13 protein-coding genes are annotated in these 20,002 nt (G+C 36.6%); 5 read left to right on the forward strand and 8 right to left on the reverse strand.

Annotation, left to right across the window (positions count from 1 at the left end):
- Window positions 1–57: 57 nt before the first annotated feature.
- The 5 genes from ACH2CJ_RS08275 to ACH2CJ_RS08295 all read left to right on the forward strand — a co-directional run bounded on the left by ACH2CJ_RS08275 (window position 58) and on the right by ACH2CJ_RS08295 (window position 6,772).
- A complete protein-coding gene (locus ACH2CJ_RS08275; RefSeq protein ID WP_394992019.1) occupies window positions 58–1,101 on the forward strand; it encodes an isoaspartyl peptidase/L-asparaginase family protein in 1,044 nt (347 codons plus the stop codon).
- A 299-nt stretch (window positions 1,102–1,400) separates the two neighbouring features.
- Window positions 1,401–1,904: a GyrI-like domain-containing protein gene (locus ACH2CJ_RS08280; protein WP_394992001.1), complete on the forward strand. Its 504-nt coding sequence runs from the start codon at window positions 1,401–1,403 to the stop codon at window positions 1,902–1,904.
- Window positions 1,905–2,230: 326 nt separating this feature from the next.
- Window positions 2,231–3,100 (forward strand): NmrA family NAD(P)-binding protein, encoded by an 870-nt coding sequence (locus ACH2CJ_RS08285; protein ID WP_394992002.1) that lies wholly within the window; start codon window positions 2,231–2,233, stop codon window positions 3,098–3,100.
- A 242-nt stretch (window positions 3,101–3,342) separates the two neighbouring features.
- Window positions 3,343–5,751 carry a TonB-dependent receptor domain-containing protein gene (locus ACH2CJ_RS08290; protein ID WP_394992004.1) on the forward strand — a complete coding sequence of 803 codons (2,409 nt, stop codon included), beginning with the start codon at window positions 3,343–3,345 and terminating at the stop codon, window positions 5,749–5,751.
- A gap of 199 nt (window positions 5,752–5,950) precedes the next feature.
- Window positions 5,951–6,772: an OmpA family protein gene (locus ACH2CJ_RS08295; protein ID WP_394992005.1), complete on the forward strand. Its 822-nt coding sequence runs from the start codon at window positions 5,951–5,953 to the stop codon at window positions 6,770–6,772.
- A gap of 232 nt (window positions 6,773–7,004) precedes the next feature.
- Here ACH2CJ_RS08295 and ACH2CJ_RS08300 read toward each other — a convergent pair whose 3' ends face one another.
- The 8 genes from ACH2CJ_RS08300 to kduI all read right to left on the reverse strand — a co-directional run bounded on the left by ACH2CJ_RS08300 (window position 7,005) and on the right by kduI (window position 19,797).
- Window positions 7,005–7,724 (reverse strand): hypothetical protein, encoded by a 720-nt coding sequence (locus ACH2CJ_RS08300; protein ID WP_394992007.1) that lies wholly within the window; start codon window positions 7,722–7,724, stop codon window positions 7,005–7,007.
- Window positions 7,725–7,952: 228 nt separating this feature from the next.
- On the reverse strand, window positions 7,953–10,289 hold the full coding sequence (locus ACH2CJ_RS08305; protein WP_394992009.1) for a glycosyl hydrolase family 28 protein: 2,337 nt from the start codon (window positions 10,287–10,289) through the stop codon (window positions 7,953–7,955).
- Window positions 10,290–10,379: 90 nt separating this feature from the next.
- Entirely contained in the window at window positions 10,380–11,513 is a 1,134-nt protein-coding gene (locus tag ACH2CJ_RS08310) for an aldose epimerase family protein (protein WP_394992010.1), read from the reverse strand.
- An 81-nt stretch (window positions 11,514–11,594) separates the two neighbouring features.
- Entirely contained in the window at window positions 11,595–12,659 is a 1,065-nt protein-coding gene (locus tag ACH2CJ_RS08315) for a pectinesterase family protein (protein ID WP_394992012.1), read from the reverse strand.
- Window positions 12,660–12,716: 57 nt separating this feature from the next.
- Window positions 12,717–13,790 (reverse strand): pectate lyase, encoded by a 1,074-nt coding sequence (gene pelA / locus ACH2CJ_RS08320; RefSeq protein WP_394992013.1) that lies wholly within the window; start codon window positions 13,788–13,790, stop codon window positions 12,717–12,719.
- A 118-nt stretch (window positions 13,791–13,908) separates the two neighbouring features.
- Complete coding sequence (locus ACH2CJ_RS08325; protein ID WP_394992014.1) at window positions 13,909–15,702, reverse strand: RagB/SusD family nutrient uptake outer membrane protein; 1,794 nt, start codon at window positions 15,700–15,702, stop codon at window positions 13,909–13,911.
- 31 nt (window positions 15,703–15,733) lie between these two features.
- A complete protein-coding gene (locus ACH2CJ_RS08330) occupies window positions 15,734–18,937 on the reverse strand; it encodes a SusC/RagA family TonB-linked outer membrane protein (protein ID WP_394992015.1) in 3,204 nt (1,067 codons plus the stop codon).
- Between the two features lie 29 nt (window positions 18,938–18,966).
- Window positions 18,967–19,797, reverse strand: a complete 831-nt coding sequence (gene kduI, locus ACH2CJ_RS08335; protein ID WP_394992017.1) for a 5-dehydro-4-deoxy-D-glucuronate isomerase — start codon at window positions 19,795–19,797, stop codon at window positions 18,967–18,969.
- Between the last annotated feature and the right edge of the window lie 205 nt (window positions 19,798–20,002).

Raw genomic sequence — 20,002 nt, forward strand, 5'->3', positions numbered from 1 at the left:
TTTACAAAATACCGTAACTTTTTTCTGAAGGCTTTACAACACTCAATCATCAAACTTATGCAATCACGAAGAAACTTTTTACACTGGTCGGTGCTGAGCCTTCCATTTTTGTCAGTTGGCAAAGCATTTTCAAGAAATAATATTGCTCAAAAACCCATTGTAGTTTCTACTTGGGATAGCGGTTTGCCCGTAAATGCAGTTGCTTGGAAAGTTTTAAAAGAAAAAACTGGTCGTGCATTAGATGCAGTAGAAGCTGGTGCGAGGTCAATCGAAGATACAATTAATTGTTGTGTTGGCTTGGGTGGAAACCCCGACCGTGATGGAAAAGTTACGCTCGATGCCTGTATTATGGACGAAAATGCCAATTGTGGAGCTGTTGCTTATTTACAACACATCAAACACCCAATTTCGGTCGCTCGAAAAGTAATGGAAAGTACACCCCACGTTTTTTTGGTGGGCGATGGTGCATTACAATTTGCTTTAGCAAATGGCTTTACAAAAGAACCTGATAAACTCTCTACCGATGCTGAAAATTCTTATAAAAATTGGCTCAAAAAATCTGATTACAAGCCAGTTATGAATATTGAGCAGCAGCAAATCAAAGGACAAAAGAAAGAAGGACACGGGCCTTTTGCCCCTAATTTCTTGGAAGATGGCTCTTTCAACCATGATACAATGGGAACTATTGCTTTGGACAATGCTGGTAATCTTTCGGGGGCTTGCACAACCAGCGGCATGGGTTTTAAAATGAAAGGACGTTTGGGCGATTCACCCATTATTGGAGCGGGACTTTTTGTTGATAATGAAATTGGAGCGGCTGTTTCGTCGGGGCAAGGCGAAGAAGTAATTCGTATTGCAGGAACACATTTGGTAGTAGAAATGATGCGAATGGGCAAAAGCCCTGAAGAGGCATGCAAAGTTGCTATTGAAAGACTCGTAAAAATAAATCCAGCAAAAGCCAAAGATTTTCAGGTAGGTTTCATCGCCATCAATAAGCAGGGCGAATATGGGGCATATTCCATTAATCCCGGTTTCAGTTATTCGGTTACAGCAAGCGAAGATGGTGGAAAGGTTTTTATGGCGATTAGCCATTATAAGTAAAAATATGAATCCAACTGTTACCGAAAAATAAATTTATTTTTGAATGTTTGGATAGGTTTTTTTTTATTGAGACATTGTATAGAAATTGAATAGCTTGTAGGCTAACAAAACAAAATACGCAATTGTAAGTGATTGATTATTAAGTATTTGTTTTTTATAGTTGCGTATGTTCATTGGTTGGGCGTAAGTGTAGTGCAACACCCTACAAATTTGAACAAACATAACGAAGACATTTTTTATAGAAGGCAAAACATTTGAAAAAGCCGACTTTACTCTACATCCATTGACGAAACATTGAATTGACAGAACAAATTAATTTGCAACCAAGAATTGAAACTTTAACCGAACGAAAACTAATCGGCAAACGACTAACAATGTCATTAGCCGATAATCAAACTTTAAAACTTTGGCAATCATTTATGCTAAGACGAAAAGAAATTAAAAGCAACTTGACGACCGAATTATTTTCAATGCAAGTGTACCCTCAATCATTTGACTTTACCTTTTCTAATCTTAAAGCAGAATTTGATAAGTGGGCAGCCATTGAGGTAGCAGACTTTGAGAACATTCCAAATGATATGAAAACTTATACTTTGACAGGTGGACTTTACGCAGTTTTCGATTATAAAGGTTTAAGCACAGACACTAAAATATTTCAGTACATTTTTGGAACGTGGTTGCCACTTTCAAAGAACTATTTATTGGACGACAGACCGCATTTTGAAATATTGGGCGACAAATACAAAAACAACGACCCAAATTCGGAAGAAGAAATATGGATACCAATCAAACTCAATGAGTAACGCCAGCAGGCAACAGCGGTTTGCCAAAAGAAGTTTAAAGGCTTAAGTATGGTATTTCAATTTATATTTAGTACAAGGTTGAGCTGACGTTCCCTGATTTTCCCTACAACGCCAAGAACTGTTATGGTAAAGAAACTCCTCATGTGAGGTAAGCATAATAATTTTTTACAATGAATAGAATAAAATAATCACTTTATCTGATCTATTGTTGTATTGCCTTAACTTCGTGTAACAGCAACTCACTTACCCAAGAGAATGCTGAAAAAACCATAAGAGAATTCCTGACAACTCATAGTATTAAGACTTCAACACTTCACATAAATAGTATGACCAAAATCTTAATTACTGGTGCGACAGGAAATGTAGGAACAGAAGTGATAAAGTCATTGCAAAACATTGACCATCAACTTGACATATATGCTGGAGTTAGAAACTCAAATGAAGACAGAATTAAATTAGCCAATTTCAAAGTAAAATTTTCACTATTCGACTTTACCGATTTTAAGACATATAACACCGCTTTGGACGGATGCGATATTCTTTTTTTATTACGACCACCACAAATTTCAGAAGTAGAAAAATATTTTAAACCCATCATTGACACCTGTAAAAAAAAAGGTGTAAAGCATATTGTCTTCTTATCAGTTCAGGGCGTTGAGAAAAGTAAAATTATTCCGCACCACAAAATTGAAAAGCTGATTGTTGATAGCAAAATACCGTACACATTCTTACGACCTGCTTATTTTATGCAAAACTTTACTACAACTTTGCATGACGATTTGGTGAATAAAAAACTGATTTATTTACCTGCAGGTAAGGCAAAATTTACTTTGATTGACGTTCGAGACATTGGTTCAGTATCGGCAACAATTTTGACAAAAACATCACAGCATATAAATAAATCGTATGAATTAACTTGTAAAGAAAAGTTGACATTTTCGGAAATGGCAAGAATTTTAAGTGACATTTTAGGAACTGACATTAAATATAAATCACCTAATCTTATCAGCTTCTTTTTGACAAAAAGAAAAGAGAAAACACCAACAATGCTGATACTTGTGATGATAATGCTTCATTATTTTCCGAGATTTCAACAAGAACCCCAAATAACAGATTGGATTGAGAAAATTTCAAACAAACAACCAACAACATTTGAGCAATTTGCAACGGACAACAAAAAACTATTGACAAAATGAAGAAAACCACTGGCAATATCAGCACCTCTCACATACCCAAAAGGCGGGGTTTCGTGTTTTAAAGACAGTTTGGTGGTTAATCGAACATTAGTTTTTCAAATTGAGTTTAGTGCTATAAATTCTCACCATCGCAAATTCCCCAAATGTTTGCGGTAAGAGTACCGTACAACATCACAAACGATAAACAGGGCATCGAGATTTTTACTTAACTTTGTCGACAATAATAAATAGACGATTTAGTAATGCGAACAAAAACATTTTTGACCATAATTTTTCAACTACTTGTTTTTTCAATTTCCAATGCACAGACAGGTGTTACGGTTTCTGGAATTATAAAAGACAAAAACAGCAAAACAATTTTACCTTTTGTAAATGTGGTTTTGAAAACAGAGAAAGATAGTGCTTTTGTGGGTGGGACAGTTACTAATGAAGAAGGACGTTTTTCACTATCAAAAATAAAATCTGGGAACTATTATTTAGAAGTTTCATATATAGGCTATACCACCAAAAAACATACTTTATTTGTTGGCAACCTTACCGAATATTTAGACATCAAAGTAATAGAGTTAGAAGAAAAATCAACATCGCTAAATGAAGTTGTTGTAACAGCCAAGGCAGATGAAATAAGTGAGAAAATGGATAAAAAAACTTTTTCCTTAAAAGACAATATTAGTCAAAGTGGGGGTTCTGTTTTACAGGCAATGCAAAATCTACCAAGTGTAACTGTACAAGACGGCAAAGTACAATTGCGTGGAAACGATAAAGTAACGGTGTTGATTGATGGAAAGCAAACGGCATTGACAGGTTTTGGAAACCAAACTGGTTTGGACAATATCCCTGCATCTGCCATTGAAAAAATTGAAATCATCAATAATCCTTCTGCAAAATATGATGCAAATGGTAATGCAGGCATTATTAATATTATTTATAAGAAAAATATGAAAGATGGATTTAATGGAAAAGTAGGTTTTACAACTGGTGTAGGTTCGCTTTGGGTACGAAAAGAGAATTTACCAAATATAAGACCTCAATATACTTTTACGCCAAAAATAAACCCAAGTGTATCACTCAATTATATGAAAAACAAAGTCAATGTTTTTTTTCAAGGCGATTATTTATACACCGAAACATTGAACAAAAATGAATTTGTAACTCGGAATTACGATAATGGCGAAGTTATAAATTCACAATTAAAACGCAACAGAAATACACACTTTACAACCTTAAAATCTGGAATTGACTACGCAATTAATGACCAAAATTCATTAACCATTTCAGGACTTTTTGGAAGTGAAAAAATAATTGACCGTGGTGACCAACCTTTTTTTAATGGCGACTTTACGCAACGGAAAAGACTTTGGCAGTTTTTAGAAGATGAACTAAAAACAACCATAATGGCAACTGCAAACTATCAGCACAAATTTAAAGAAGCAGGACATTTGCTCAATATTGGTTTCAATTATACTTTTCACCGAGAAGATGAAAAATATTTTTATGATAATTATTTACCAACTTCAACGGGTACAGATGCGTTTAAACTATTATCAGACGAACAAGTTTATGATTTTAATTTTGACTACATAAAACCATTAAAATATGGACGAATTGAAACAGGCATAAAACTTCGTAACAGAAATATACCAACAAACATGCTGTTTATTCCTGGTGTAAATTCGGTATTAGATGTCAATGCTGGTGGTTGGGCAACTTATAAAGAATTAATTCCTGCTATTTATGGAAACTACATTTTTGAAAATAAAAAATGGGAAGCAGAATTAGGTTTAAGAGTTGAGTATGTAAAAATTCAATATGACGTAAATCCTAATCATATCGTCTATAAAAGCGATGGTTATAATTATACACAACCATTCCCTAATTTACGTTTGGCATATAAAATTAACGATAATAATAAACTTTCTGTTTTCTACAATCGAAGAGTGGACAGACCTAATGAAGTGGATATTCGTATTTTTCCGAAATATGACGATGCCGAAATTATAAAAGTAGGTAATCCTGCATTGCGACCACAATTTACCAATTCAATAGAACTTGGTTACAAAACAAATTGGGGAAACGGTAGTTTATACAATGCCATTTATCACCGATTTGCAGATGGAACAATTACAAGAATATCAAGCATAGTTGCACCGACCAACTTAATTTATGCAACATTTCAAAACGTAAATAAAAGTTACAACACAGGATTAGAAATGGTTTTAGCACAAGAAATTTCTAAATTATATTCGTTCAACATCAACCTAAACGCTTACCGAAATCAAATAGATGCTTTTACAGTTGAAAATAAATATCCAATAACACACACATTTTCGGCTAATAAACAAAAAATATTTTCAGGAAACATAAAACTGAACAATACCCTTCATTTCCCTAAAAATATTGACGCACAATTAACCGCCGTTTATTTAGCACCCGACATTATTCCACAAGGCAAAATAAAATCACGTTTTTCATTAGACCTTGGATTAAAAAAGACTATTCAAAAAGGCAAAAAAGAACTATTTTTTAATGCCACCGATTTACTAAACACAATGGTTATTAAAAGAAAAATCAACGGACAGGGTTTTAACTATACAAGTAACGACTATTACGAAACACAAGTAATTAGACTTGGGTACAGTTATAAATTTTGACAAAACACCAAACCGAACGCAAAGAGGTAACGGCAGTTTGGCAAAATGGGGGGTTCGGTGGTTAATTGAACAATTGTACTTCGTATCAAGTTCGGTTCAGTAAGTCAGTTTTGTGGGATGCTATAATTATCCTAAATAACATACACTTTGAATAGAATTTATAAATCAACGAATTCATAATTTTCTAAACCATAACAAAATGAGAAAACTAATTCTTCCTTTCCTTTTTGTCTACACTTCTATTAGTGTATCAGCACAAGAAGATGCTACCGGTTGCAAAGACAACCCCAGGTTTAATCGTATGCCTAATACCGTCATTGGCGAGTGTTCCTCCAATTTCGATGAAATGGAAATTTCAATGAGTGCGGATATAAAGGAAACTAAAGAAGGCACAAAAACAACTATTCAATATAATTACGTGCTTGAAGAAGCGACCGCCCCTTCATTTTTCCAAATCGTTAAGAATTTTGAAAATGCAATTCTGAAATCTGGTGGTAAAAGAATTTATTATAGCAGGGAGGCCGGAGTAGCCACTTTCCTTACGAAATCGACTAGTAAAGATGTATGGGTGGTACTGAGTGATTTTGGCGGTACTAAAAAAGGTAATTTTGAATTGATAATACTTGAGATTGAAGGTATGAAACAAGATATCAACGCCAATGAAATGCTGGAAGCCATCAATAAAAATGGATCTATTGCACTTCAAATCAATTTCGAAACTGGCAAGTCGGCTATTAAACCTGAATCGCAGACTATCATAGACCAAATTGCAGCTATGCTTACATCTGAGCCTTCCCTTAAGGTTAGCATCGAAGGTCATACAGATAATACAGGAATACCTGCATCCAACAAAACACTTTCTGAGAATAGAGCCAAATCAGTTGTATTAGCTCTCGTTGCAAAAGGCATTGACAAAACAAGACTTTCATCAAAAGGCTTTGGGCAGGAAAAGCCAGTTGCAGATAATGGCACTGAAGAAGGAAAAGCGAAAAACAGGAGAGTTGAGATTGTGAAAATGTAATTTTCGGCAACAGTCGAGTAATTTTAATGTCTTGACAAATGTAGTTGAAAAGATTAATCTTCAGGTTGGCAAAAAAAATGAAAATCAATTATGAAGAACTCAAATATTTTACTCAATCAAAATGGTAGATTATTTTAAATTTTAAACTTATGAATTGAGTAATTTACTACAAAAATAGGGGCATTATTCTAAAAATAATGCCCCTGTTTTTGTAAATATAATGTTTTATAATTTATTCTTTATTTTCGACCGTAGCAACTTCTCTACGAGGTAGCATATTTTGAGTACGTGTTTTTACTACTTTTACCTCAGTTGGTAATGTTTTTTCTATTATTTCCACTTTTTTGGGAGATATTGTTACTTCTTCTTTTATTGGTTGAGCCATTGGTTCAACAGTCGGAGCGGGTGTTGTTTCCACTGGTATCGGAGGAGAAGTACTTGATAATTTCGGTACATTTTCAGTCATACCATTTTCCATTTTTGATGCCTCACATTGTTTAATAGCGTCATCAATTTCTTTATAATTCAAACCATCGGTTTGACCTTGTTGATAGAGTGCAATGGCTTTATCAAGCATTAGATTTACCTCCATAACTGAATTTTGCTTTAATGCCAATCGTTGCCAATAGGTTGCTTCTTCGATAGACATTTGGGGCAAAATAGGGGCATGAAAATCATCTGGATTGATAACAAGCAACTCACGGAGTTTGGTTTTAGCATCAAAATATTGCTTAGTAGCACGAAGGTCCAAAAACTGTTTGGTAAGCACCATTGCTTGGTTGCAGCGTTGAGCAAACTGGTTTTCGTTTAAATCAGTGCCGTAAAGATTGCGGTATAAAAAGAAAGCTTTGTAATAATCTGCTTTTTTGAATAGTTCATCGGCATAAGCACGGTGAGTTTGAGCAAAGCTAACGAAGGGTAGAAATATTCCTACGAGAAGAATACGATTCATGGTCTTTTGGTATCTTTTCATTGTCTGTTATAATATGGGAAAGTATTGACAAGTCAAGATATAATCATCGTATTTTTTTAGGAGTTTTTGGAATTTAAGGAAAAGCACAAGAGCCTTTGAACTAAAAACGGCAAAAAACTCAGTTTATTGTTTTTTGCCGTTTTTATTAAACTTGTCATGTTTAGCATTTCATATCTTCTGTATTATCAAAAGATTGGGTAATACTTCTTATCTTACTACTTTCTCTTTTACGCCAATACCCAATTCAATCGCCTTCTTGGCGTTCTTGGTATCAGTATTTAGCAAACGTACTCCTGCCGATTTATCGCCCATAACCTTTAGCAATACATCTTTATCAGTTCCATATTGAATATTATCTAAAACTACATTTTTGCTGTTTTGTACTTGCATCACGGTTTTATCTTTAGTCAAAAATGTGATGTTTTTCAAAGAAATATTCTCAGCTTCCACACAAACCAAGCCTTTGTTAGACTCAATCATAGCATTTTCTATATTGATATTTTTGATTGACATTTCTGGCAAACCTCTTATTAAAATAGCGGTTTCAGCACCTTTGCAAACAATGTTTTTGATGTAAAAATTGTTGAATTGTGGCGTGCCTTCATTCAGCGGTTCAGCTTTGATTGTTGGCAATTCATTTGCTTCACCATCGGCACGAACGGGGTCTTTTGCCGCATAATACATGTCGAAAAGTATCGCTTCGCCAGGAATTTCGGTCATATTGATGTTATTTACGTAGATATTTTCAACTACGCCACCACGTCCACGAGCCGTTTTGAAGCGTAAACCTACATCTGAACCCATAAAAGTACAGTCCGAAATATACATATTTCTAACACCGCCCGACATCTCCGAGCCAATCACAAATCCACCGTGAGCATGATAGACGATGCAATCTTTAATAATAAAGTTTTCGGTCGGAACACCACGTTTTCTGCCTTGCTCATCACGTCCCGATTTTATCGTGATTCCATCATCACCTGTATCAAAAGTACAGCCTTCTAATACACCATTTCGGCACGATTCTAAGTCAATGGCATCACTATTTTGAGCGTACCAATGATTTTTTACCGTCACATTTTTTACTGTAATATGGTCGCACAAAAGTGGATGCATTGTCCATGCGGGCGAATTTTGGAAGGTAATGCCTTCGATAATAATATTTTTACAACGAGTTAGGCTCAACATATTGGGGCGTAAAAAATCTTTATAGGAAGCTAATTCTTCTTGAGTTGGTTTTATGCCATTCAAAATTCTTCCAGCGTTCGGAATCATGTTTCCTTTCATAGATTTTTCGGAAGGAAACCAAGTTACTTTTTTCTCGTCTAAAAACCCACCTGATTTTACCAAACTTGCCCATTGACCTGCCGTTTGTTTATCTTTTTTGATGGCACGCCATAAATCGCCACCACCATCAAGTACACCTTCGCCTGTAATAGCGATGTTTTCTAAATCTACTCCCCAAATTGGTGCTTGACAACGGTAAGAATCTTGTCCTTCCCAAGTCGTCAGAACGATTGGATAATCGTCGTAATTTTTACTAAACTGTAGTAACGCATTTTTTTCGATGTGTAGATTTACATTGTTTTTTAATACAATTGGCCCCGTTACCCAAAGCCCTTTTGGAATCAAAACTGTTCCGCCACCAGCAGCATTACAGAGTTCGATGGCTTGATTTATTGCCTTTGTATTAACCTTCAAACCGTCAGCTTTCGCTCCATAACGTACGATATTAAAAGTATCTTTGCGGAAAATTGGGCGATAAATGAGTGGCAATTCGTAGGCATATTTATCATTAAACTCGGTCTTTTTTAAGAAATTTCTTAGTGGATTTCCTGTACTTACGAGTCCGTCGGCTACCAAATTTGCCATTAATTTTGCCCCATAGGGCGAAAAATGCGTATTATCTTCAACGCCTTTTGGAAACTTTGGAAAAATACCACCAACGGCTTGCAAAAACATTTTTTTAGAACCTTCCACACCATGTTGCTCAATTACTTTTTGACTTGAGGCATGAATGTCAATTAATGTAACATTGTATTGTTTGGCAACTTCACGCACAACGCTTGGGTACTCGCCATGTTGGTCAATGAATTTTCCGCTTTCATCAAATTTTCTACGCATTACGGGCGTGAGTAGCACAGGGGTTGCACCTTTGGCTTGAGCTTCTTCTATATATCTTATAAGGTTTTTGCGGTAATCAGTTTTTGGGGCTGCATATCGAGTTGAGTCCGATTCTTTTTGGTCATTGTGTCCAAATTGAATGAAAACGTAGTCGCCTTTGTGTAATTGGTCATGCACTTTTTTCCAAAGCCCTTGCACTCTAAAACTCTTGGTACTTCGTCCATTTACCGCATGATTTTGAATCTCTACTGCATCACTAAATAGTTCTGAAAAAACTTGTCCCCAACCAGTTTCGGGAGCATCGTAAGGGTTTTTATTAGCACAAGTTGAATCGCCAATCAAGAAAATTCGAGGTTTTTCGTCTGCAATATTGAAGGCAAAAGAGAAGTAAATAAAGAGTAGAAAAAGTGCTTTTTTCATTTTTTTTAATGGAAAAACCTGTGATTTTCGCATAAAAATCACAGGTTTTGTTAGAAATTTATTTATAGTAAATGTTTGATTATCAACACTTTACTTCGTAGAAAACTTATAAACTGTTGTTGTTTTATAGGTTTCGCCAGGTTTTAAAACTGTACTAGGAAATGAAGGTTTGTTTGGCGAATCTGGGTAATGTTGTGTTTCGAGGCACAAACCAGAGCGACGACCATAAACGGCTCCTTTTTTACCAATAACCGAACCATTTAAAAAATTACCTGTATAAAACTGAACGGCTGGTTCGGTTGTTAAAACTTCCATGAAACGCCCGCTTGTGGGTTCATAAACACTTGCTGCCGATTTTAACGTTTTTGTAGAATCAGTAAAAACCCAACAATGGTCATAGCCGCCCCCAAATTTGATTTGTACGTCAGTTGTATCATTGATTCTTTCGCCAACTTTATGCGAGGTTATGAAATCAAAAGGAGTTCCTGCAACAGGTTTTAGCTCACCCGTTGGAATCAAGGTTGCATCAACTGGTAAAAATTTATCAGCATTAATGGTTACTTCATGGTTAAGAATATCGCTCGAACCACTCAAATTAAAATAAGTATGATTGGTCAAATTCACGACTGTAGCCTTATCGGTAGTGGCTGTATAGTCAATCTTTAAAGCATTGTCTTTTTGCAAAGTATAAACAACTTCAACTGATAAATTGCCTGGGTAACCTTCCTCACCATCTTTCGAAGTATAAGTTAATTTCAAAGAAGGTTCTTCCCCGCCAACAGGCGTTGCTGCCCAAACTTGTTTGTCAAAACCCTTTAAACCTCCGTGAAGGGCATTTAGTCCATTATTAATTGGTAATGTATATTCTGTACTGTCGAGCGTAAACTTTCCTTTGGCAATACGATTGCCATAACGCCCTACTAATGCTCCAAAAAAGGGCGTTCCTTTTACGTAATTAGCCAGTGAATCACAACCGAGTGTTACGTCTTCGTAATTGCCATTTTTATCGGGGGCAGTCCACGAAACAATAATTCCACCGTAATTTGATATATTTACCTCCATTCCTGCGGCATTTTTGAGGGTATAGAGGTCAACTTCTTGGCCATCGGCTAATTTCCCGAAAAGGTTTTTTTCAATACTCATTTTTTGTTCTGATGTTTTTGTACTGCAAGAAATCATGCTTAGAAAGGCAAATGCAGCGATAGTTAATTTAAGTGTTTTCATTGTAAATATGGTTGATTTTTTTGGTTTGGGGAATACACTTTGCAATTTAACTTATCTTTTCTAAAACATCGAGTTTCCATATCATTCATTTTGTCTATTCATTACAGGTTGCCATTTACCTTCAAATGTCCAGTCAATCGTAATACTTTTTGGGTCGATTTTAAGATTATCAGCGTGCCAAGTGTAGTCGCCGCCTTTGCGATGACAGTTAAAATAATTGACTCTTTTACCCCATTTTAATTGCGTAGTTGATGCTTGATAAATATCGGCATCCGCCATATTTTCATCAAACTTACAACCAATCAAATAAAACTGTGCTTCTCGGTGAAATCTACCGAGTTTATAACCTTTATCGCCCTCGAAAGTACAGTTTTTCAATACTGTTTTCGACGATTCATAATTTGAGCCATCGTGCCAAATAGCTGCATTCATATTATGACAAATAAAACGACAGTTTTCTGCCCAAGCCCAACCTCTCGGACAATAGAAATCTACATGACCTTCCATTGTGCAATTCTTGAAATAATATAAACCGCCCTCTACGTCCCATGGGCTAACTGTATCGCCACCACCTGCTCGGAAGGTACAATTAATAAAACTCAAACGAGTACCGCCAGGCATTGAGCGAAAAGCAAATTGATGCCCATCTTTTCGCACGATTTTACTACCAATTTCTTCTCCTTTTTCTCTTGGAAGAGCATAACGGTCTTTCGAGGAAGCTCCTGGTTGTCCACTCGACTCGTTGGCACAAGCAATAGTTGTATCTTTTTTTGCATTGTAACCATAATTATTAATTATACTAAGGTTTTCAAAAGCTAAATCATGCCCTTTTACATTGATAGTTGCCGCCCCGAAATCGTCAGGATTTTCGCAACGCCATACATCTCTTGGCAGGGCAATCGTAATAATTACCCCATCCTGTGATTCACCTTGTAGTTTCAAAAAAGATTTGGTAATCATCAGTTTTTCACGATAAACGCCATTTTTGATGAAAATAACCCTTTGCTTCATCGAATTTGTATCCAAACTATTGATAGCTTCTTGAATGGTTTTAAAATTTCCTGTGCCATTTTGGGCAACAGTTATTTTCTGAGCAAAAAGGCTATTGCTTAGGAGAAAAAGTATAAGTAATAAATTGTTTTTCATGAAAATAATGCTATAATTTATTGATAGTCAATGAGTTGAATAAAACAAATAATTTATTTATTTTCCCCATTTTGCTGCCCAAGCAGGATAATCGGTTGAAAGAAATTTAGCTGGCCAAGTACCATAATAGGCGTAGCCAATGCGTCTTTCGTTTTCGATTTCGGCAAGTGTTGGTTTTGCAATGCTATCTCGTCCTGTGAAAAAAGGCTTATTGGTTTCGAGTTCATAAAATCTTGCCCAAAGGATAGAATTTGGGTCAGCAACTACAATTCTATCTTTGCCCGAAGGTTGATTTGAGTCGGCAATATCTTGCACTTTTATGCCTATAATTTTTACCGATTCAAGCCAAGTTGCGGTAGCATTGATTGCTTTTTTGATGTCAGCTGAGGGATTCTGAATATTCATCAGAAATGTACAAATACCCACACTTTCGCTGCCACTAATTGAAGCTAATTCAAATGCACGAGCTTTGGCGGGTTTTAGCGTAACTCTATCGTGTTGGGCACACCAAGCAGTTAGTTTTCCATTTTGTATAATTTGAGTTTTCAATATACAAACAATGCCTTTTTCTACGGAAAGCTTGGCCTGTGGAATGAGTGTTTTATCAATTGTTTCGAAGTCATCAGTTCCTTCTGAAGCATATTTTAAGACCCACATTACGTCAATCATCGCATTATCATTGTAGGTAATATGTTTGCGATAACTACTTGAATCCGGGTAGAATTGTCCCCAACCACCAGCAGGATTTTGTGCTGAAAGAAGGTATTTTACGCCATTTTCGGCAGCTTTTAAATAGTCAGGATTATTGGTCTTTTTATAGGTCGAAAACAAAGTTTTTATCTCCAATGTTGTCGATTTATCATCAATGGTAGCGTCTAACTTAGTTTTATCAGTCTTTAAAGTAACTTTAAGAGATTCAGCAAGTGTAAGGCTATAATTTACGGCATTACCGCCAGGTTGCGACCAACCACCGTTGTTCCGTTGGTAAAGCAATATTCTTTCTGCTACCGAATCTTTTGTAATAACTACCGAAATGACCGTCGGTGTTGTTGAAGCAGGAATTACTGGTTTCGTTGCTTGACACCCCGAATGGAGAAGTGCCAATAGAGGAATAACTAATTTTAATAGCATTTTCTTAAATTTTGTTTTGCAAAAAGCCCCCTCAATCGAAGGGGCTTTTATTGAGTAAATATTAAAAGATAGGTTAGTAATAATTTCAGAAGTAATGTTTTAGCGATTATTAATCAAATCAATATCCCGGATTTTGTTTCAATTTCCCTTGATAAGCATCAACGGTTGCTTGGTCGAAAGGGAAAAGTTCACTTTTGCCAGGAACAAATAATCTTGCCATACCCAAATGTAACTGCACACCATCAATCAAGTTGGTGGTCAGGTGTTGCGTCCAATCTAACCTTGTCCAACCCGTTGGGGCGGTGGTGAGAGCTGTTGTTTTGTAAAATGAATTTAAAAATTGAATTTCTTCGCCATTATTTCTCCAAAAAATGTATCTTGGCACATTGGCATAATCTCCCTTAGAATCTCTAATTAGCTGAATTTTTGTACGTGCATCTTCAATTTTAGTACTCAATAGATTCCAACGAATTAAGTCAAATTTACGAATGCCTTCACTACCAAATTCTAAGTAACGCTCATCAACAATGGCATTAAAAAAACCATCTTTTGTAGTTGGTGTTTTACCAATGGCTGGTGAGTTTTTATTTGTAAATGCTCTTTTACGTACTTCTTCAAAAGCCGAAATTGCGGCAGCAGTTGGGCTACCATTTATCTCGTTATCAGCTTCGGCAAACATCAAAAGTACATCTGAGAAACGAATCATGGGCCAGTTGTAGCCAGGATTTAGTGCAGTGCCAGGCAACAAAGGAACTCTCCAATCTTTTCTGAATTTACCGTCGGTCAATTCACCCAAACGTCGTAGTGATTTGATGTTTGTTGCGGCAATAGCGTAGTTTGTTACAGTTACATCACGGCGAGTATCGGTCGAATCGAAAGCATAAAAATAGTTAGGCAAAGCCACCAAACCGCCACCACCTGTGCCGTAGCGTGAAGCAGCATTGACCGATGGGCCATTGTAATTTCCCATGCGACTGTCAGAAGTTGCGTTTGAACCACCTGCACCTACTTCGAAAATGATTTCTCCATTCGGATCATAGATAAATGAGGTTAATTTTCTCCAAACATCTTCAAAAATTGGATTTAAGGTATGCTCAGTTCTTTTGGCTAACAAGTCCGCACATTCATCACGGGCAATTTTGATGTAGGTCAAATAATCGGCATTGCGTTCCATTTTACCATTACTACGCAAAGCATAGCCCCCTCTAAACATTGCCAATTTTGCTCGTAGAGCCTTCACAGCACCTTTTGTGATGCGTTCATTACGAATTCCAGCTTCTGTTCTCCAAGGTACAAGGTCGGTGGCAGTTTTCAAATCATCGAGCAATTTTACGTAAGTTTCATCACGATTTACTTGCGGAATAAACAAATCTGTTTGCTTATAGGCAGGAGTAAAAGGTGCAGGAACATCGCCCCAATTTCGTATTAATTCGAAAAGAAATTGAGCTCTCAAAGTCAATGCTTCACCATGAAGGCGACGCAATTCTTTCTTTTCGACATCAGTTCCGCTGGTGTAAAGAGCCATCATTGGAATTTGTTCAATGCATAAATTGGCTTTTTCGATGCCACGATATAATTGCAAAAATGGATTACGAAGTTCGGCATTTGTCAATAATAATTGGTAGCGGCCAATGCCACGGCGACCATTATCAATATTTCCTGAAACGATAATCTCATCAGAATCATACGGATAATACATATTTATACGAATGCCATACCCATTATCGCCCATAAGTTCGTCATAAACTCCTATTATAGAGTTAGTTGCATTGGCAACATTTGAGAAAGCATCTGCAATGCTTATCTGAGATTTGGGTTGAACCTCCAGAAAATTTTTACATCCACTTATTATCAAGACCGTAAAAGTCAAGGATACGCTCAGTAGAGATATTTTTTTTAATATATTTTTCATTTTACTTGAATTTGTTTTTGTAATTAAGCTTTTAAAACGTCAAATTTATACCCATTACCCAAGTTTTAGCACGAGGATAGCCAGCAAAATCAACTCCTTGTGTAAGTGGGTCGGAGCGACGAGTATTTACTTCGGGGTCATAGCCGCTATATTTAGTAAATGTTGCCAAGTTATTGACCGTAGCAAAAGCTCTTAATTTTGAAACTTTAACTTTTTTCAATAATGAGCTTGGCAATGAATAACCAAAAGTTAAATTATTGATTCTCAAAAATGAGCCGTCTTCTATTGCCCATGAGTGTAACCAATAACGTTGCACACGTACTGGCGACCAAATTGTAGCATTTGCATTAAGTGCTGCCAAAGCCGCTGGGTCTGTAACCACTTGCCCTGCATCATTAACATTTGTGAAACGGGTTTCCATAAATTTAAGCATATTCAAACTTGGAAAAGCTCCGTCAGTCATTTCGATTTTATTGGCATTATAGATGTCGTTTCCTACGACCCAGTTCAAAAATATGCTCAAATCGAAGTCTTTATAAGCTATTTGGTTGTTCAAACCTCCCATAAACTTTGGATTTGCATTGCCAATAACTGTACGGTCTTTGTCGGCAGTTACGAATCCGTCGCCGTCGAGGTCTTTCCATTTTAAATTTCCCGGTTGAGGGATTCCATAAACAGAATTGATTGCAATACCAGGTTTTAAAGTATAAAATCCAGCGGGAGTAGTAGAAGCTGCATTATAAGTAAAATCTTCGATTTTATAAAAACCATCTGTTACAAAACCATACATTAAGCCAACAGGTTGCCCAACTTTTACCAAATAATCATCGGTTCCGTCTGAGCCTTGCCATCCAGAGTTACGAGTAAGTTGTGTTACAGTTCCAAGACTTGTTACAGTATTTTTGTTTGTCGAAATATTAAAGCTCGTATTCCAAGTAAGGTCTTTTTTTCTGAAAATATAAGCATTCAATTGTACCTCAATTCCTTTATTGGTTGTTGAACCTAAGTTTTTGATTTGCGAAGAGTAGCCCGAAGTAGGCGGAATAGCCACCGCCAAAAGTAAGTTTTGACCACTATTTTTGTAAGCATCAATTGTTAGTTGAAAACGGTTATTCAAGAAAGATAAATCTAAACCTAAATTTTGTGATACATTCGATTCCCATTTGAGGTCTTCGTTTGCCAATGCCACAGGGGCATATCCTGGAAGTACATTATGATTTAGTGCATATTCTCCAGTTACACCATATAATTGTTGGTAGAGAAGGTCGCCAATGCGGTTATTTCCAGCCACACCATAGCCAAATCTTAATTTTGCATCACTAATAATTGAGTTTCCTTTCAAGAAATTTTCTTCAGAGAAACGCCAAGCGACCGTTGCCGAAGGGAAAATCAATGCTCCGTTTGAGTATTTGAATTTTGACGAACGGTCAGAACGTAAAGATGCTGTGGCTAAATATTTGTCTTTGTAGCCATAAGTTGCTCGTCCAAAAAGTGAGAATAAACGGTTAGGCGGACTTTCGTTTGAACTTGGTCGTGCTTGCGTAGCACCAGTTGGTGGCGAGCCAAGACCCATATTTGCCAAAGCTTGATCTGGACTAATATCAGAAGGGAAGTACCTTGTTTCGATGGTTGTATTTCTCGTAATATTCTGATAAATCTCTTGTCCAACTAATATACTAAAATCATGAATTTTATTAAACTTCTTTGTGTATTGCAAAGTGTTTGAATTATTGATGGTTACCGCATTTTGTTGGAAAATAGAAGCTACAGGAAGCGAAGAGTAATTTCGGGCTGTGCCTGTTATTTTGCTCGAAAATAGGTTGTTTTTTCCATCATTATTATCAATCCCAACAGTAGATTTGAAAGTTAGGTTTTTTAGAATATTATAACTGAAATATCCACTTAGGTTTACTGTCTTAGTATATATTTTTCGGTACTCAGCTTCTGTCATTAAGATAGGATTTACTAAATTTCCTGACGAAATATAAAGGTTTTCATCAAAATCATCAACTTCTGGATTTACGCCAATCAATAATGGGCGATACTGCACCGAATGACGAAGACGATTGGTAGATTTTGTGCCACTTGTCGAAGTTCCACCACCACTAACAGTTTGATTTGAGTAGCGAACATTGAAGCCAATTTTTAATTTATCACTTGCTTTATGGTCCATTCTGAAAGTTGCCAAGTAGCGGTCAAAGCCCGATTGGAGCAAAATGCCTTCTTCTTTGTTGGCAGTTAAGCTCAAATTATAACTCGTATTGTTATTTCCACCATTGACAATGATGTTGTGGTTTTGGTATTTTGCCTGACGACCAAAAACTTCTTCTTGCCAATCAATGGGCGTAACGGTTTTGTATTGATTGATGTTTTCCCAAGTGCCATATTGTGAAGTAAAGCTTGTTTCATCAGCAGCACTCCCACGGCTTCTTTCATATTGCCAACGCACAAAGTCATAAGGGCTCATTACATCCAATTTTTTGAAAATCTCACGCACGCCAGCCGAACCATTATAGCTTACTGTTGTTTTGCCACCTTTACCTGATTTTGTAGTGATAATTACCACACCATTTGCTCCTCTTGCACCATAAATTGCTGTTGAGGAAGCGTCTTTCAAGACATCAATTGTTTCAATATCTTGTGGAGAAATGAAGGAAAGAGCATTTTCGACTTGAATGCCATCTACTACATAAATGGGCGAATTGTCTTGTGTAATTGAGCCACCACCACGAATTCTGATTTGAATATCAGCACCGGGAGCCCCTTCCGAAGTTGTTACACGTACACCTGCTAAACGTCCAGTAAGTGCTTCGGCTGCATTGGTCAGTGGAATATCTTTGAGTTGTTTTGCTCCAACCGACGAAACTGAGCTTGTCAGATCTCGACGACTGATGCCATCGCCATAGCCAATTGCAACTATTTCAACTTCGTTGAGTACTTGTGTATCTTCGTCTAATTGAATATCAAGATTACTTTGGTTTCCAATGGCTACATCTTTTATTATATATCCAATCAGACTCAAAATAAGTATATTGTTTTTCTTATCGGAAACCGAAATCGAAAACTCTCCTTTTGCATTTGTAGTAGTACCTGTTTTAGTGTTTTTCAGCATGACGGATACGCTTGGCAAGCCTTCTCCAGTTTTAGCATCGGTTACTTTTCCCGTAATTTTTTGGGACTGTGCCGTTGCTAACTGAACGATAATTAGAAAAAATAAAGTAAGCAGTTGTTTCATATAAAATTGAATTATTCTGTAAAATATGTTTATTTTAAGCTATTTATTGCTACAAAGTCCATGTCAGCAAAAGATTGATTTTCGCCTGCCATGCCCCAGATAAATGAATAATTGGCAGTGCCACAGCCTGAGTGAACTGACCAAGGTGGCGAAATAATGGCTTGATGATTACTCACCCACAAATGGCGAGTTTCTTGTGGTTGCCCCATTAAGTGCATTACTCCATGATTTTCTTGCACATCAAAATAGCAGTACACTTCCATACGGCGGTCGTGCGTGTGTGCGGGCATGGTGTTCCAAACACTACCATTTTGAAGAACGGTAAGTCCCATTACTAATTGGCAGCTGCGAATACCATCCAAATGAATATATTTATAAATCGTACGTTGATTGGCGGTTTCTACAGCCCCCATATTGGCAGGAGAAGCATCTTCTTTAGTCATCAATTTTGTTGGATAAGTGCGATGTGCTGGAGCAGAAAGTATAAAAAACTTGGCAGGGTTTTCGGCATTAAGGCTTTCAAAACTGACACTTTTTGTTTCTTTTCCGATATACAAACAATCTAACTTATTAACATTATAAGATTTTCCATCGACGTTTATTTTTCCGTCGCCTGCAACATTGATGATGCCCATTTCTCGTCTTTCAAGAAAAAAATCAGATTTTAATTCTTCATAAGTTGATAAACTGACTGTTTCGTTTGTTGGCATTACTCCCCCTAAAATCATTCGGTCGTAATGAGAATAAACTATATGAATTTGATTGGCAGAAAATAAAGTTTCTACCAAAAAATTATTGCGTAATTCGACGGTATTCATACCTGCCGTTTCTTTCGGACTACTCTCGTATCTTGTTTGCATATGCTTCCAAATACCCCCGGCCCTAAAGGGGAGCTAATGATTTAAATTTTGATTATTGTTATAATATTCTATTCTATTTTCACCCCCTTAGGGATTGCTACTGTGTACCCACATCTTTGTAAAGGATTGACCATCCTTCAAACATATTGTTGAAATGGTCAAGCCCTTTGTAGAGAGTGATAACTCCAGCGGGTCTTTGGGAGGG

Source organism: Emticicia sp. (assembly GCF_043780375.1).
In the GTDB taxonomy this organism is placed as follows: Bacteria; Bacteroidota; Bacteroidia; order Cytophagales; family Spirosomataceae; genus Emticicia.

What these genes read in the sequence shown, in the direction of transcription:
- ACH2CJ_RS08275 (WP_394992019.1), top strand. Translation starts at nt 58, where the DNA reads ATGCAATCACGAAGAAACTTTTTACACTGGTCGGTGCTGAGCCTTCCA.
- ACH2CJ_RS08285 (WP_394992002.1), top strand. Translation starts at nt 2,231, where the DNA reads ATGACCAAAATCTTAATTACTGGTGCGACAGGAAATGTAGGAACAGAA.
- ACH2CJ_RS08290 (WP_394992004.1), top strand. Translation starts at nt 3,343, where the DNA reads ATGCGAACAAAAACATTTTTGACCATAATTTTTCAACTACTTGTTTTT.
- ACH2CJ_RS08295 (WP_394992005.1), top strand. Translation starts at nt 5,951, where the DNA reads ATGAGAAAACTAATTCTTCCTTTCCTTTTTGTCTACACTTCTATTAGT.
- ACH2CJ_RS08300 (WP_394992007.1), bottom strand. Translation starts at nt 7,724, where the DNA reads ATGAATCGTATTCTTCTCGTAGGAATATTTCTACCCTTCGTTAGCTTT.
- ACH2CJ_RS08305 (WP_394992009.1), bottom strand. Translation starts at nt 10,289, where the DNA reads ATGAAAAAAGCACTTTTTCTACTCTTTATTTACTTCTCTTTTGCCTTC.
- ACH2CJ_RS08310 (WP_394992010.1), bottom strand. Translation starts at nt 11,513, where the DNA reads ATGAAAACACTTAAATTAACTATCGCTGCATTTGCCTTTCTAAGCATG.
- ACH2CJ_RS08315 (WP_394992012.1), bottom strand. Translation starts at nt 12,659, where the DNA reads ATGAAAAACAATTTATTACTTATACTTTTTCTCCTAAGCAATAGCCTT.
- pelA (WP_394992013.1), bottom strand. Translation starts at nt 13,790, where the DNA reads ATGCTATTAAAATTAGTTATTCCTCTATTGGCACTTCTCCATTCGGGG.
- ACH2CJ_RS08325 (WP_394992014.1), bottom strand. Translation starts at nt 15,702, where the DNA reads ATGAAAAATATATTAAAAAAAATATCTCTACTGAGCGTATCCTTGACT.
- ACH2CJ_RS08330 (WP_394992015.1), bottom strand. Translation starts at nt 18,937, where the DNA reads ATGAAACAACTGCTTACTTTATTTTTTCTAATTATCGTTCAGTTAGCA.
- kduI (WP_394992017.1), bottom strand. Translation starts at nt 19,797, where the DNA reads ATGCAAACAAGATACGAGAGTAGTCCGAAAGAAACGGCAGGTATGAAT.